Here is a 14,171-nt window from a genome sequence, read left to right as displayed (position 1 = left end):
AGCTCTTCGATGTCGTCACCCGCTTTTGCGTTGATGTCGATCTCTTGTGCTTGACCGAAGTTATCAGTGAATGAAAGTTTTAGGTCGTTAGAGCCAGCTTGCACGTTCCAGTCTTTGTCTTTCGCGTTCTCAGTTTGGTAGCTCTTACCACCCATCTGAGCATTATCAGAGCGCATGTCTTTCAGTTGAAGCATTACCGCTTCACCGTTATCCGCACCGATTTGGAATGATTTAGTACCATGAGTACCGTTAAGCAGCTTGTTACCACCAAAAGACGTCGTTTCCGCGATACGGTTTAGTTCGTCGTTCAGTGCTGTTACTTCTTCTTGAATCGCTACACGCTCAGATTTTGAGTTTGAGCCGTTTGAAGATTGCAGAGACAAATCACGCATACGTTGCAGGATGTTCGTTGTCTCGTTCATTGCACCTTCAGCAGTTTGTGCAATAGAGATACCGTCGTTCGCGTTACGTACAGCAACATCAAGGCCGCGGCTCTGAACGTTCAAACGGTTCGAGATTTGTAGGCCTGCAGCGTCATCTTTTGCGCTGTTGATTTTAGAACCTGAAGCTAGACGCTCCATTGATGTTTGTTGTGCGCTGTTTGCGTTGTTTAGGTAACGTTGCGCTGTCATCGCTGATACGTTTGTATTTACATTCACTGCCATGGTGACTTCTCCAATTGATTTTCCGGTATAGCGGTTTCCGACGTCTCGGAAAACCAAGTAGTTATCTCTAAGTTACTTTTAATAACGGCGTGATTGGCGAAACCTTTAGGAAAAAAACAACAAAATTAAAGAAATAGCGATAAAGGAGAAGAAAGCGTGACTGGCAGTAAAATTATCAAAAAAAGATGAGAAAAACACTAAAGTTGCCGAGAAGTCGGTCGAGCGACAATTTGTATTTTAATTAACCAAACGGACTGATTAAGCCAAAACACATTTATAATATTTTAGGCAATTTATTAACCCAATAAGGTTAAGGCAAGGTTCGGCGCCTGCTTTGCTTGGGCCAATATTGTGGTGCTCACCTGCTGCAAAATTTGTTGCTTAAGCATTTGAGTGGTTTCCTTGGCGTAATCAGTATCTTTAATTCTACTATTTGATGTCGCCAAGTTCTCATGAACATTTTCGAGATTATTAATCGCATGATCAAAGCGGTTTTGCATTGCGCCTAATTCAGAACGATGACTATCCACGTACTTCATCGCTGTATCCAAAATAGAGACAGCACGCTGCGCACCACCCACATCGGTCACGTTGATGTCGTCGACAGATTCGTAATAACCCGCCGACATCGAAAGTTCACTGGCTAACGAACCTGAGAAAGAGATCGTGCCGGCCGTATCTTCGCCAGACATGTAGATCTGAAGTTGCCCTTCGTCATTGACGGAAGCCGATACCAGGTCTGTTTGACCATTGATGTAAGTCGCCAGCTCTTCAATGTCATCGCCCGCTTTAGCATTAATGGTGATCTCTTGAGGCTGACCAAAACGGTCGGTAAAAGACATCGTCATATCATTCTGGTTGGATTTCACTTCCCACGAGTCACTTGCCACGCCACTTGCGACATAACTAAAGCCCCCCATGTTGATGTCATCGGTGCGCATGCTTTTCAGGCCGATTTGCACCGCTTCACCAGAACTACCACCGATCTGAAATGACGAGCTACCAAAACTACCGTTAAGGAGCTTTTTTCCACCAAATGAGGTGGTTTCTGCAATTCGATTCAACTCGTCATTTAAGGCGGTCACTTCTTCTTGAATGGCGATTCGTTCTGATGAACTATTCGAGCCGTTACTCGCTTGTAGGGACAAGTCACGCATGCGTTGCATGATATTGGTGGTTTCATTCATCGCACCTTCTGCTGTCTGCATAATGGAGATGCCGTCATTCGCATTGCGAACAGCGACATCAATTCCGCTCATCTGCGCTTCTAGTCGATTTGAAATTTGTAAGCCAGCCGCATCGTCTTTTGCACTATTAATACGGCTCCCTGAAGCTAAGCGCTCCAAAGATTGGTTCAGCATGTTATTAGCATTAGACAGGTTTCTCTGAGCCACTAACGCCGAGACATTCGTATTAACAGTTATAGCCATAGACCTTCGCTTACAAAAAGATGAATAAAACTCACGATTGCTCTTATATCGACCAGTTCATATAAAGCTTTAATAAAAAAGGAGCCCTGAGGCTCCCTTTCTTTGCTGCAGATGAGGCGATTTACTTAATCGTTAATGCACTCAACATGTCAGTTGAAGGTGCAAAGTAGTAAGCGCCAGTCACTGCTTTGGTAAAGCGAAGCAGTTGGTCTGTTTTGCCATCTGTTGCGCCGTACATGCTCTCTAACATCGCATCGAAGTTATGACGAACGTTACAGTAAGCAATGAACAATAAACCGTGGTCGCCCGTAGCAGTACCGTAAGGTAGGCTGTGGCGAACAATCTTAAGCCCCTTGCCTTCTTCTTTGATATCCACACGGCCAACGTGAGACGCCGCAGGAACATCATCTAACTCAATTGAATCAGGTTTAGTTCGACCAATCACTTTCTCTTGTGCCGATACATTCAAACGATTCCAAGCTGGCAGGTTGTGCACAAAACGCTGCACCATCACATAACTACCACCAGCGAATTCACCCTCAGGCACAATAGCGACTTCAGCTCGTTGTGCGTCTTTCGGGTTTTCAGTGCCATCAACAAAGTCTGTCATGTCACGAGAGTCTAGGAAGCGGTAACCATAAGTTTCATCAACCACTTCAACATCAGCTGCTACTTCAGATAGCAATTTACGCAAGATAAAGAAGTGCAGATCATGTCGGTTTGAATGACAGTGAATCAGAACATCAGACAGTGTGCTCGGCGCGGTGATATCACCTTCACCCAGCGCAGGGAAATCAATTAGATCAGAGGGAGCTGCTTGCTCGAACTTATCCCAAAAAGCTTTTGAGAACGCAACCGACGCCGTTAGGTTTGCATCAGGTTGAGTTTGGTTTAGCTCGTCGATTAGAGTCGGAAGCTTTTGAATTTCTGCTAGTACATTAGCAGTATTAGCGTTCACTTTAAGTTGAACGTAAAGCGCGAAAGGCCCAGCTTCAGGCAAAATAGCACTTTGAACGTTAGGCTGCTCATTTGAAACATTAAGCATAGATTATTCCTTCCAGTTTTAGCTTCTAAGTATAATTGTGAATGGGACAAATGTTTTGATGAGAATCAGTCTTCGAGCTCAACCACTTTAAAGCAATCCCTTGCAGCATGGCTATTGGTTAGATAAAGCGCTAACCACAGCAGCAACAATAGGGTGATGCCATTTGACCAACGGAACCATCCGTTATCCAAATAGATTAAATAAATCGTATGGGAGCCCTGTGCCAAGATAGCCATCATGGTAACCCAACGTCCCCATGACACGACTTTGTTAAGGCGCTTTCTATCTGGCGATCTTAGCCCAAATAACCACATCAGCAGCAAACTAGGCACACTCAACGCGATCCCGACATAAAACATTTGATGATCTGGATAGATGATTTCGAGGATATCAGTGCCCGACTCTCGGCTTGCACCTGCAACAATGAAAACGACCAAGGCTTTCGCAAGAAACAGCCAACCTAACCATAATAGGATTGGGGCTTTCAAAAAGCCGTGCTTGTCGTATTGTTCTATGGAGTACCGCACAAATCTCACTTTCACTTATTTTCAAACCAACACTTTAACGCAAATCATTCATACTTAGCTAGCTTTGCGTTATCTTAGTAGCCAATCCGTTTTAATTATCGAACTCAGTATGAAAAAGAAAACTAATACGCCCTCTGTTGAATCTCAACAAGAAGCACTGAAGATAGCCAAAGCGACTCAAAAGCCAGCTCAAACCAAAGAACAGACCAAGTTGATTGCGCAAGGTATCGAGAAGGGCATCGCACTTTACAAGAAACAGCAGAAAGAGCGCAGTCGTCAAGCCGACAAAGCAAAAAAGCGAGTACAGAAAGAGAAACAAACTCAGCAGACTAACCAAGAACAGAATGTCGACACAAGTGTTGAAACAAGATCAAATCACGGCAGCAAATTACCGTGGCTACTACTGATAGCTAGCTGGATAGGCTTCGCGATTTATTTGATGAAATAACAGGATAAACGTATGAAAAAGGAATTAGTCGCTTTAGCTATGAGTGTTGCATTACTAGGGTGTACTACACCGACATCAATACCTCATAGCGAAGCTGACAACGTTCAGATGGATTTCCACGGCCTGATTGATATCGAACAGTGCGAGTATAAAGGAGAGGTCACCGGAAGCGAGGGGCATTGGTACAGCTACCTGTTTTACCTGAATGACACATTGATTCAAGGCGCCATGAATGAACTCAAGTCGAATACAATTGAGCTAGGCGCAGATACCGTGATATTTACCCTTCCCCAAGACTTTGCCACTTCCGTGACCATGCTGGGCACAGCTTATTTGTGTAAGTAGGGAGAAACATAGTTAGATAGCTCAGCGCTCAAATGAGCGAGATGCTACCACTTCTATTTCTACTGCAAAAAAGAAAGCCAGCTTTCGCTGGCTTATGCACTAAATCCAAGGCTTGTTGCTATATCGCCTTTACGCTGGATAACCCATTGACTGTCAAATGGCCCCCAGTCGGATAACTGGTAGTAGCCATCATTATGACGTCGCCCATCTTGAACAAACATAAGTTCGATACCGATCCCCGGTAACGCCTTGAGTACATCTTGAATAGTACGACGAGGCCACCCCGTTTTTTCGATGAGTTTAGGCACATTTGGCCTATCAAGGCTTTCCACTAACAATGCTAAATATAGCCGCCTTGCAAAAACAGGACTCAACTCCATTGACACCTCCTATATATGTGCAGCTCAATTATTTCTTTTTTCGCTGACAACATGTTGAGGCTGATCAATAAGTCTCCAATAGTGACATTTTCTTACGCTTTTTTTTCACTCTATGAAATATTCATCACTCTATTTTGTCTGAGTTGCCGCTTCCTGATAGGATTCAACTCATAACAATGAAATAAAATCACTCAAAGGAAGAATAATGACTATCACCATGTTTGGTATCCCAAATTGCGACACCATTAAAAAAGCAAAAAAATGGCTCGAAGCTGAAGGTATCGAGTTCGAATTTCACGATTATCGCAAACAAGGCATCACTGAAGAGTTAGTTACGACCTTCTGTTCAGAACTTGGCTGGGAACTTGTATTGAACAAACGTGGTACAACTTATCGCCAACTTTCACAAGAACAGAAACATACATTAACGGAAGACAAAGCCGTGACTCTGCTTGTTGAGCAACCAGCAATGATTAAGCGACCGATACTAAAAGTAGACGGCAAGCTTCATATCGGATTTAAAGCCGACCAATACGCCGCTATTTTTGCTTAGAGCACTGTATTTAGATAGACAACTGGACGTTGTTCTCGGAATCAGCGTCCTAAAAATTAATGACTAGACGTTTTATTTAAACAAGGAATTCAAGGATGACAGACAGCCCAACTTTGGCTCTGGCAAAAGACCTAATCAGCCGTCAATCGGTAACACCAGAAGATGCAGGCTGCCAAGACCTGATGATTGAACGCTTAAAAGCACTTGGTTTTGAAATCGAAGTGATGGTATTTGAGGATACGACGAACTTCTGGGCTCGCCGTGGCACCGAAGCACCTCTGTTTGCTTTTGCTGGCCACACTGACGTGGTTCCAGCTGGTCCAATTGAACAATGGAACACCAAGCCATTTGAGCCAACGATTGTTGATGGCTACTTACACGGTCGCGGTGCTGCTGATATGAAGGGATCTCTGGCATCAATGATTGTGGCTGTGGAGCAATTCATTGAGAAATACCCAGAACACTCAGGCTCAATCGGTTTCCTGATCACATCGGATGAAGAAGGTCCTTTCATCAACGGTACGGTACGTGTTGTTGAAGCACTGATGGCTCGTGGTGAGAACATCGACATGTGTATTGTTGGTGAACCATCGAGCACGGAGTTCGTAGGTGATGTAGTGAAGAACGGCCGTCGTGGCTCTATCACAGGCGATCTAACGATTAAAGGCACACAAGGTCATGTGGCCTACCCTCACCTTGCGAACAACCCTGTACACAGCTCTCTACTTGCAATCAACGAGTTGGCAACGACCGAGTGGGATAAAGGTAATGACTACTTCCCACCAACCAGTTTCCAAATTCCAAACGTAAGTGCGGGCACTGGCGCATCAAACGTTATTCCTGGTGAGTTTAACGTTCAGTTTAACCTGCGTTTTAGCACAGAATTGAGCAATGACATCATCGTTGAGCGAATCACAACAATACTCGACAAATACGATTTCGAGTACGATCTAAAATGGACATTCAATGGCGACCCGTTCTTAACAGACGCTGGTTCATTGCTTGATGCTATTGTTGATGCAGTCGGTGACGTCAATGATGTGAAACCAGCACTTCTAACGACTGGTGGTACGTCTGATGGTCGCTTTATTGCACGTATGAAAGGACAAGTGGTGGAACTAGGCCCTGTAAACGCGACGATTCACAAGGTTAACGAATGCGTGAAAGTAGCTGATTTAGAGAAACTAACTGACATGTACGAAAAAACATTAGTGAACCTGTTCGTTAAATAATTATTTCATCAGCGATTCATAGCATCTAATTATTGAGAGACACGTTATGACACCAGAGCAGCTAACCGGACAATCAGATTCTCATCTAGAACCTAGCCTGATCGGTACCAAGACCTTCTTGGTTCACAGTGAGGTTAAGAATGACCTAAACAATTTGATTGAAGCTGCTCAACTCGCTGGTTTTAAAATGGAGATTGCCAGTGGCTTTCGCGACTATGAAAGACAATCTTTGATTTGGAACCGTAAGTTTTCTGGCGAAGCTCTGATATTAGATTCAGAGAGCCAACCACTTGATGCTTCAACACTGACTGAACATCAAAAGTTGTCGGCTATCTTGAGATGGTCTGCGCTTCCCGGTGCGAGTCGTCACCATTGGGGTTGTGACTTTGATGTCTTTGCTCGAAACGACTTACCTGAAGGCACACAGTTGCAATTAGAGCCATGGGAATACCTTACCGGCCACCAGCAAGCGTTTTACCAATGGCTATCGGTTCACGCTTCACAATTTGGGTTCTTCTTCCCTTACAGTCAAGACCTCGGTGGTGTAGCGATTGAACCATGGCATATCAGCCATCGTAAAGTATCGGAGTCATGTTTATCAAAGTTATCTCCGACTTTACTTGGCAAGCAACTCCAATCTAAGCCAATATTAGGGTATGAGATTATTATGGAGCAGCTAGACGAGATCTATGCACGCTTCGTAGCGAATATCAGTCATTAGGAGCGCTTATGTTGGAGTGGCTTACAAACCCTTGGGTTATCATCATCATCGTGGTTAGCGTTGTGGTGGGTAACATCGCAGCGCTCAAACAGACCGCTAATATGGATCTGACGGGTCGTGGTAAAACTGAGCGAGACTTAGATAAGCTCAATCGCTTGGATAAACTTAACCAAGAGAAAGCTGAAAAAGAAGAATCCAAAGACAATAAAGACGCTTAGTCTTTTTGCTTTGGCTAATCAGCTTGATTGACAAATGTAGCCTGATGAGAACGAATACAAAAAAGAGGACACAGTGTGTCCTCTTTTTTATTGGCTTGAGCTAATCACAAGGCTGATTTAACTCAGCTTGTGACGGCTTAAGTGCGACTACTCAGCTTTCGCTTCTTTGTCATCTTTGGTTTGATCAGCAATATGCGCTAATACCGGAACCATAGACTTAAGCAGCTCTTCTTCTACTGGCTTGCCTGATGCATCCGTTACGTTGATTGACGTACGGTTGCCAAGGTCACCAAATAGGAAGTTGTAAGTGCCTGGCGCTAAGTCGATAGGCTGTAGGCCAATTTCTTCCCAGAACTCATCATCTGGTGCTACGTACTTCGCCTTCACCGTACCCTGAGATTGATTGCGTTCTTCAAGCTCAAAGCCCATTTCAGGCAACAAGTTAGGCAGACGCTGCCAGAATACATTGTATGGCGTACGAGCAATAATCACAGGGAAACCACTACGGTCAGCACCCATTGAAATTGGAATACGCTTCACCAACTCTTGCGCTTTCAGCGCCGCTTCAGCACGAAGGTTTTCATCGTACTTAGCCATAACTAGGTTGGTCAGGAACGCGTTGTAACGCTCTTTATTGGTTGCCGTTACTGGTTTCTCTTCAGTACCTTCACGCCAATCAATCAGATTAATCTTGAAGCCATGACGGTTGTTTGCTTGGAAGCGAGAGATAGAGTAACGGCTACCAATCTCTACGTCTTCATCTTCAGAAACCCAAGTTACCCAATCGGTCTCAATCTCATTCTCTGATTGCTCACGAATACCAATACCGCGTTGAGCCAGCATATCTACAGCCGTTTGCCACACGCGGTCTGCCTCTTCAGCACGAAGAAGCCATAGTGTCACTTCACCGTTTTGACGCTCAGCACGAGCACCCGGGATCAGTTCAAGAACCTGTTGCGGTGGACGAATATCCACTTCACGACCTGTACCACCACTGAACTCACCGCTTGGGATGTCAAAATTTGGGTAGAACTGAGGCTGAGCATCTTCAGGCAACTGCCATTGTGAAAACTCAGGTGTTTCTAAGTATTCGAAATCATCTTTGGCTTGGCGACGTTGAGTCGGGCTGCCAGAACATGCTGTAAGAACGAAAACAGCCAGTGACCCAATCACTAGCTGGTGAGAATACTTCATTTATACTCCTAAATGCCGAAAGTTCGCTTCGGCATCACTTCATACGTTTTAGTAAATGCACGCTTCAGTCATTGCTTGAGCAACAACAGGTTGAGCTGGTTCTGACAGTTCAGTCAGAGGCAGACGTAAGCCACCTTCAGCAATCAGACCCATTTTATGAACCGCCCATTTTACGGGAATAGGGTTAGACTCAACGAACAAATTCTTATGTAGAGGCATCAAGCGCTCATTGATCGCTTCTGCTTCTTCAAACTTACCTTCTTTCGCAAGTTTGAACATAGTAGCCATATCCGCGGCTGCAACATTATTCGTTACAGAAATCACGCCATCGCCACCACGCTTAACAAATTCTAGACCTGTTAAGTCATCACCACTTAGTAAGATAAAGTCTTCGCCACAAAGTTCACGGTGAATTGCAATTCTGTCGAGATCACCCGTCGCATCTTTAAGTGCAACGATGTTTTCGATTTCAGCAAGGCGAGCAACAGTCTCTGGTAATAGGTCTACGGCAGTACGACCCGGTACATTGTATAGGATTTGAGGAACGTCACTTACTTCAGCAATCGCTTTGTAGTGTTGGTACAAACCTTCTTGAGTCGGTTTGTTGTAGTAAGGCGTTACACTAAGGCAACCCGCAATACCAGAACCGTTCAATAAACGACTGAATAGCACTGACTCGTGCGTAGCATTAGCGCCTGTGCCTGCGATAACTGGGATACGACCATCAGCAAATTCAACGATCTTATTGACGACTTTGACATGCTCTTCAATAGTGAGTGTTGAAGACTCACCTGTTGTGCCAACCGCAACCAGACCATCACTACCTGCAGCAATATGGTGCTCAACTAACTTTTTAAGGCTGTCGAAATCCACTTCACCATCTGTATTAAATGGCGTAACTAGCGCAACGATACTTCCTGAAAACATGTCTATCTCCCTTAATTTATTCTTTTTGCATGTTACTGTAAGCCAATCAATAAACACAAGACATTAAAGTGGCTTACCGGCAACATCTGCATTAAATATTGTCGTATGTTTGAGGTAAAACGACTTCTAACGGCGTTCTACCTAGAATTTGGGTAACCTGCACTCAATCTAGCGGATAGCACATCACTGGATGTCAGTAACAAGTAAGCTGTGCTCTCATCGCTCTATCTCATTTTTTAACGCGCTCGATATTCTTATCATTGGTTGCATGTTCGAAGCAAGGTCGCTCATAAAAAGCCCCGCACGCACGCTTATTCCACGAGCTAACTGTGCTAACATGCATGAATCAATGGAATATAAAGAGACGTGATTTTATGACTCAACATCTAGTAATCACAGCTGTGGGCACTGATCGCCCAGGTGTATGCAACCAAGTGGTTCATTTAGTCACCCAATCAGGCTGTAACATTATTGATAGCCGTATCGCCCTGTTTGGCGAAGAGTTTACGCTTATCATGCTGCTGTCTGGAAAGGCAAACAACATTACCCGCGTTGAAACCACCTTGCCCTTACTAGGACAAGAGCACGACTTGATTACGATTATGAAGCGAACCTCAACTCATGATGTTATTGAGAACTCTTACACAGTAGAGGTGTTCGTTGAGTCAGACGATAAAATCGGACTTACTGAGCAGTTTACCCAGTTCTTCGCAGACCGAAACATCGGCCTCGATTCGTTAAGTGCACGAACCATCAATAAATCTAAGGTTCAACTCGACAACGACCAATTCCATATCTCTATTACCGCTTCTGTGCAATCAGAATGTAACTTGATGCAGCTACAAGAAGAATTCGATTCGCTGTGTCAGAGCCTATCAGTCCAAGGCTCGCTCAACTTTATCAAAAACAGTCTTTAAAAAGGAAATGTCATGAATACGCTAACGGCTGGTGTTCCAGCACCTGCTTTTTCTCTTCCAGATCAAGATGGCAATATCGTATCTCTTGGTGACTTCAAAGGTAAAAAAGTACTTTTCTATTTTTACCCAAAAGCAATGACTCCAGGTTGTATTGTGCAAGCGGAAGGCCTGCGTGATATCAAAGCACAGCTTGATGAACTAAACGTGGTTGTTCTAGGTGTGAGTGTTGACCCAGTAAAACGTCTACCAAACTTCGTTGAAAAGAAATCGCTAAACTTCACCCTGCTATCTGATGAAGACCACAGCGTTGCTGAACAGTTTGGCGTTTGGGGCGAGAAAAAATTCATGGGTAAAATCTACGACGGTCTGCACCGTATTAGCTTCCTAATTGATGAAGAAGGCCAGATTGAACACGTCTTCAACAAATTCAAGACTAAGACTCACCACGAAGTGGTTCTAGATTACTTCAATCAAGAAGCTTAAGGGCGATTTGAGTGAGTTAATGACTTAGATTCATCACTATCTAAGGCAATAGCAACACTCATTGAGCTAATGATTAAGCCAAGAGCAAAAAGACCGAACATCCATGATGTTCGGCCTTTTTATAACAAGATCAATTACTTTTGATGTTCTGGGTCATCGTCTAATGCGTGACTCGGTAAGGCATTCCAAACCGCCTTAACTAACGTCGCCAACGGGATAGCAAAGAACACGCCCCAGAATCCCCACAGCCCACCAAACACTAACACGGCAACAATAATCGCCACTGGGTGCAGGTTCACCGCTTCAGAGAAAAGAACAGGAACGAGCACGTTACCATCTAGCGCTTGGATAATACCGTAAGCGAGAAGCAACCAGTAAAACTGAGGCTCTAATCCCCACTGGAACAGGCCAACAATCGCTACTGGAACAGTCACAGCTGCCGCACCGATATAAGGAATTAGTACTGAGAAGCCAACCGCGACAGCCAACAAGACTGAATAACGCAGATCCAGAATCGCGAACGTTACGTAGCTGACACCACCAACGATTAAGATCTCTAAGACTTTACCGCGAATATAGTTCGAGATTTGCTGGTTCATCTCTTCCCATACTTTGGTCGCTAAACGACGATTTCGAGGAAGTACACCACTCGCCATTCTGATCATCTCTTCTTTGTCTTTTAACAAGAAGAAGATAAGCAATGGTACGAGAATCAAGTAAACCGCCAAGGTAGCTAAGCTCACAAGAGAAGCAAGAGAGCCTTTGACAACACTTTCACCAAAACCTAACGCTTTGTTTTTCGCGTTAGACATAATGGACTCAACGATCTGCAGGTTGGCTAGTTCTGGGTAGCGTTCAGGAATCGTCGCGATGAAATTTTGTAAGCTGCCATACATGCTTGGGATGTCATTAATGAGATTGCCCACTTGTTCCCAAATGGTTGGTACCAAGCCAAAGATCGCAAGTAGCATCACGCTAAAGAACATCATGATCACCAACATCACCGAAGGCGTTCTTGGAACACCGAGTCTTTGAAGTTGGGTAACAGGCCACTCAAGCAAATAAGCCAAAACAATTGCAACCAAGAGTGGCGCAATTAGGTGACCAAAGAAGTAGATCGTAATAAAGCCGAAGAGAATGATGGCAACCAAACTGACAGCATGGGGATCAGAGAAACGTCGTTTATACCAACGATTGACCATTTCAAGCATCTGACTTCAATTCCTTTTTAGTGACGAGGAGATGATGGTAATTAGAGCAAACCTCAGTGATGACGTCATAGGCTTGCTTAGACAAATAAGTAACAATATCTTTCATCGAGCTGTTATCAGAGACATAAATTGACAATGACTGCCCTACTTCTAACTTTACACTGTGACGCTTGGCTAATAATAGCGCCATTGGACAGCGCTCTTGGCGTAAATCTAGAATATTAGGTGTCATTCTTGAGCTCGATGCTTATTATAAGGGTCGTATTGTAATCTGTTTTTGAAAACGCGCCATCATTCATTCATCTTCCTTCATGATAGCGCACGCACTTGGCAAAGGTTAAATCAGATAAAGAACCAATTTGCATTGCACTTGTCTTACTGTCAGAAGAAACGGAGTATTACTGACTAATATGTTTAAACGCGCTCGCTCAATTGCTTGCTTATGCATCGCAGCCACATTAAGCACCCCAACCATGGCGAATACCAATAGTTTGGAGCTACCAGATATCGGTACCGCTGCTGGCGGCACACTCACTATCGACCAAGAGCTTATCTATGGTGATGCCTACATGCGCATCATCAGAAGCAGCCAGCCTATCGTAAACGACCCAGTTCTAAACCTGTATATTGATACGCTTGGCCATCGTCTGGTCGCGAACGCAAATGATGTAAAGACACCTTTCCAGTTCTTTATGATCCGTGACCGCAACATCAACGCCTTTGCTTTCTTTGGTGGTTACGTTGCTTTGCACTCAGGTCTATTCCTACATGCACAATCTGAAAGTGAATTGGCTTCAGTATTAGCGCACGAAATCGCGCACGTAACCCAACGTCACTTAGCACGTAGCATGGAAGATCAAGCTCGCCGCTCTCCCGCAACCATTGCAGCCCTTGCGGCCTCTGTATTACTGGCGATTGCTGCCCCTGAAGCGGGTATTGCAGCCCTAACGGCAACGACTGCGGGTAATATGCAAAGCCAAATCAACTACACACGTAGTAATGAAAAAGAAGCCGACCGCTTTGGTATCAACACGCTGGCAAAAGCTGGGTTTGATGTGAATGCGATGCCGCGTTTCTTTGGCCGTTTAGCTGATGAATATCGCTATGCGAGCACACCACCGCCAATGCTACTGACTCACCCATTACCAGAAGACCGAATTACCGATTCACGTGCTCGTGCTCGTAGTTACCCACCACTGAAACTGGCTCCGTCTCTGGACTACCACCTAGCAAGAGCCCGCATTGTTGCGCGCTATGCGGGCATTAATAATGATGCTGCTCTTGATTGGTTTGAGCGCCAGCTGAAGAAAGCCCCTAAAACTTTGGTTCCGTCATTAGAATATGGCCAAGCACTGGTTTACCTAGACTCTAAAAAATTAGACAAAGCAGAGCCCATCCTGAACAAGCTGATTAACAGCGACCCAACCAACCTGTTTTATCTAGATGCTATTTCGGATCTGCACATCGAGAAGAAACAGCCTGAGGTTGCAATTAAAGAACTTAAATCGGCGCTGGTTCGTCAACCAAACAACCCGGTTCTGACCATTAACTCCGCCAACGCACTGATTGAAAATGAAGATCTACAAGAAGCCGTTCGCGTATTGCAACGTTACACGCACGATAATCCGAACGACACCAATGGCTGGCACTTACTTTCAAAAGTAAATACGAGCCTTGGTAATAGCGACGAAGAACTGGCTGCTCGTGCAGAAATTTTGGCACTGCAAGCCAACTGGAACAAAGCGATTCAGTACTACACGCAGGCAAGCCAAATCGCAGAGCTTGGTAGCCTAAAACAAGCACGCTACGACGCTCGAATTGATCAGCTAATGATTCAACGAGAACGCTTCTTGTCGCTACAATAGTATGTTTACT

The 14,171-nt window shown here is 44.6% G+C and carries 18 protein-coding genes; 9 read left to right on the top strand and 9 right to left on the bottom strand.

Annotation, left to right across the window (positions count from 1 at the left end; genetic code table 11):
• From A142_RS18450 to A142_RS18435, 4 genes are all read right to left on the bottom strand, one after another.
• A partial coding sequence (locus tag A142_RS18450; protein ID WP_019821647.1) for a flagellin occupies positions 1-665 on the bottom strand: 665 nt, incomplete at its 3' end.
• Positions 666-961: 296 nt separating this feature from the next.
• Positions 962-2,095: a flagellin gene (locus tag A142_RS18445; RefSeq protein ID WP_019821646.1), complete on the bottom strand. Its 1,134-nt coding sequence runs from the start codon at positions 2,093-2,095 to the stop codon at positions 962-964.
• 121 nt (positions 2,096-2,216) lie between these two features.
• Positions 2,217-3,140 carry a Dyp-type peroxidase gene (locus tag A142_RS18440; protein WP_019821645.1) on the bottom strand — a complete coding sequence of 308 codons (924 nt, stop codon included), beginning with the start codon at positions 3,138-3,140 and terminating at the stop codon, positions 2,217-2,219.
• Between the two features lie 65 nt (positions 3,141-3,205).
• Positions 3,206-3,667 (bottom strand): DUF2919 domain-containing protein, encoded by a 462-nt coding sequence (locus A142_RS18435; RefSeq protein ID WP_017060696.1) that lies wholly within the window; start codon positions 3,665-3,667, stop codon positions 3,206-3,208.
• Between the two features lie 109 nt (positions 3,668-3,776).
• Between A142_RS18435 and A142_RS18430 the strand changes: the two genes are divergently transcribed.
• Together A142_RS18430 and A142_RS18425 are read left to right on the top strand one after the other, a co-directional pair.
• Positions 3,777-4,115 (top strand): DUF2956 domain-containing protein, encoded by a 339-nt coding sequence (locus tag A142_RS18430; RefSeq protein ID WP_019821643.1) that lies wholly within the window; start codon positions 3,777-3,779, stop codon positions 4,113-4,115.
• A gap of 12 nt (positions 4,116-4,127) precedes the next feature.
• Positions 4,128-4,460, top strand: coding sequence for a DUF4156 domain-containing protein (locus A142_RS18425; protein ID WP_019821642.1), 333 nt, complete (start codon positions 4,128-4,130; stop codon positions 4,458-4,460).
• A 92-nt stretch (positions 4,461-4,552) separates the two neighbouring features.
• Here A142_RS18425 and A142_RS18420 read toward each other — a convergent pair whose 3' ends face one another.
• Positions 4,553-4,840, bottom strand: coding sequence for a winged helix-turn-helix domain-containing protein (locus A142_RS18420; protein ID WP_004734273.1), 288 nt, complete (start codon positions 4,838-4,840; stop codon positions 4,553-4,555).
• A gap of 205 nt (positions 4,841-5,045) precedes the next feature.
• Here A142_RS18420 and A142_RS18415 point away from each other — a divergent pair, with 205 nt between their 5' ends.
• From A142_RS18415 to A142_RS18400, 4 genes are all read left to right on the top strand, one after another.
• Entirely contained in the window at positions 5,046-5,393 is a 348-nt protein-coding gene (locus tag A142_RS18415; protein WP_019821641.1) for an ArsC family reductase, read from the top strand.
• Between the two features lie 95 nt (positions 5,394-5,488).
• Positions 5,489-6,625, top strand: coding sequence for a succinyl-diaminopimelate desuccinylase (gene dapE / locus A142_RS18410; protein ID WP_019821640.1), 1,137 nt, complete (start codon positions 5,489-5,491; stop codon positions 6,623-6,625).
• A gap of 46 nt (positions 6,626-6,671) precedes the next feature.
• Positions 6,672-7,346: a M15 family metallopeptidase gene (locus A142_RS18405; RefSeq protein ID WP_019821639.1), complete on the top strand. Its 675-nt coding sequence runs from the start codon at positions 6,672-6,674 to the stop codon at positions 7,344-7,346.
• An 8-nt stretch (positions 7,347-7,354) separates the two neighbouring features.
• A complete protein-coding gene (locus tag A142_RS18400; RefSeq protein WP_019821638.1) occupies positions 7,355-7,564 on the top strand; it encodes a DUF2897 family protein in 210 nt (69 codons plus the stop codon).
• 147 nt (positions 7,565-7,711) lie between these two features.
• Here A142_RS18400 and bamC read toward each other — a convergent pair whose 3' ends face one another.
• Complete coding sequence (gene bamC / locus A142_RS18395; RefSeq protein ID WP_019821637.1) at positions 7,712-8,758, bottom strand: outer membrane protein assembly factor BamC; 1,047 nt, start codon at positions 8,756-8,758, stop codon at positions 7,712-7,714.
• Between the two features lie 48 nt (positions 8,759-8,806).
• Positions 8,807-9,685 (bottom strand): 4-hydroxy-tetrahydrodipicolinate synthase, encoded by an 879-nt coding sequence (dapA, locus tag A142_RS18390; protein WP_017060704.1) that lies wholly within the window; start codon positions 9,683-9,685, stop codon positions 8,807-8,809.
• Positions 9,686-10,059: 374 nt separating this feature from the next.
• Here dapA and A142_RS18385 point away from each other — a divergent pair, with 374 nt between their 5' ends.
• Positions 10,060-10,602, top strand: a complete 543-nt coding sequence (locus A142_RS18385; RefSeq protein WP_017060705.1) for a glycine cleavage system protein R — start codon at positions 10,060-10,062, stop codon at positions 10,600-10,602.
• A 12-nt stretch (positions 10,603-10,614) separates the two neighbouring features.
• On the top strand, positions 10,615-11,085 hold the full coding sequence (gene bcp, locus A142_RS18380; RefSeq protein WP_019821635.1) for a thioredoxin-dependent thiol peroxidase: 471 nt from the start codon (positions 10,615-10,617) through the stop codon (positions 11,083-11,085).
• Between the two features lie 134 nt (positions 11,086-11,219).
• Here the strand turns inward: bcp and A142_RS18375 are convergent, their stop codons facing one another.
• Both A142_RS18375 and A142_RS18370 read right to left on the bottom strand, forming a co-directional pair.
• Positions 11,220-12,296, bottom strand: coding sequence for an AI-2E family transporter (locus A142_RS18375; protein WP_019821634.1), 1,077 nt, complete (start codon positions 12,294-12,296; stop codon positions 11,220-11,222).
• Positions 12,289-12,528: a sulfurtransferase TusA family protein gene (locus tag A142_RS18370; RefSeq protein WP_019821633.1), complete on the bottom strand. Its 240-nt coding sequence runs from the start codon at positions 12,526-12,528 to the stop codon at positions 12,289-12,291. Before A142_RS18370 ends, A142_RS18375 begins: the two co-directional genes overlap by 8 nt.
• Before the next feature lie 178 nt (positions 12,529-12,706).
• Here A142_RS18370 and A142_RS18365 point away from each other — a divergent pair, with 178 nt between their 5' ends.
• On the top strand, positions 12,707-14,161 hold the full coding sequence (locus A142_RS18365; RefSeq protein ID WP_019821632.1) for a tetratricopeptide repeat protein: 1,455 nt from the start codon (positions 12,707-12,709) through the stop codon (positions 14,159-14,161).
• Positions 14,162-14,171: the final 10 nt, after the last annotated feature.

The sequence above is a fragment of the Vibrio splendidus 12E03 genome (assembly GCF_000272105.2).
Lineage (GTDB): Bacteria > Pseudomonadota > Gammaproteobacteria > Enterobacterales > Vibrionaceae > Vibrio > Vibrio splendidus_I.
This window is presented reverse-complemented; position numbering and strand designations above follow the sequence as displayed.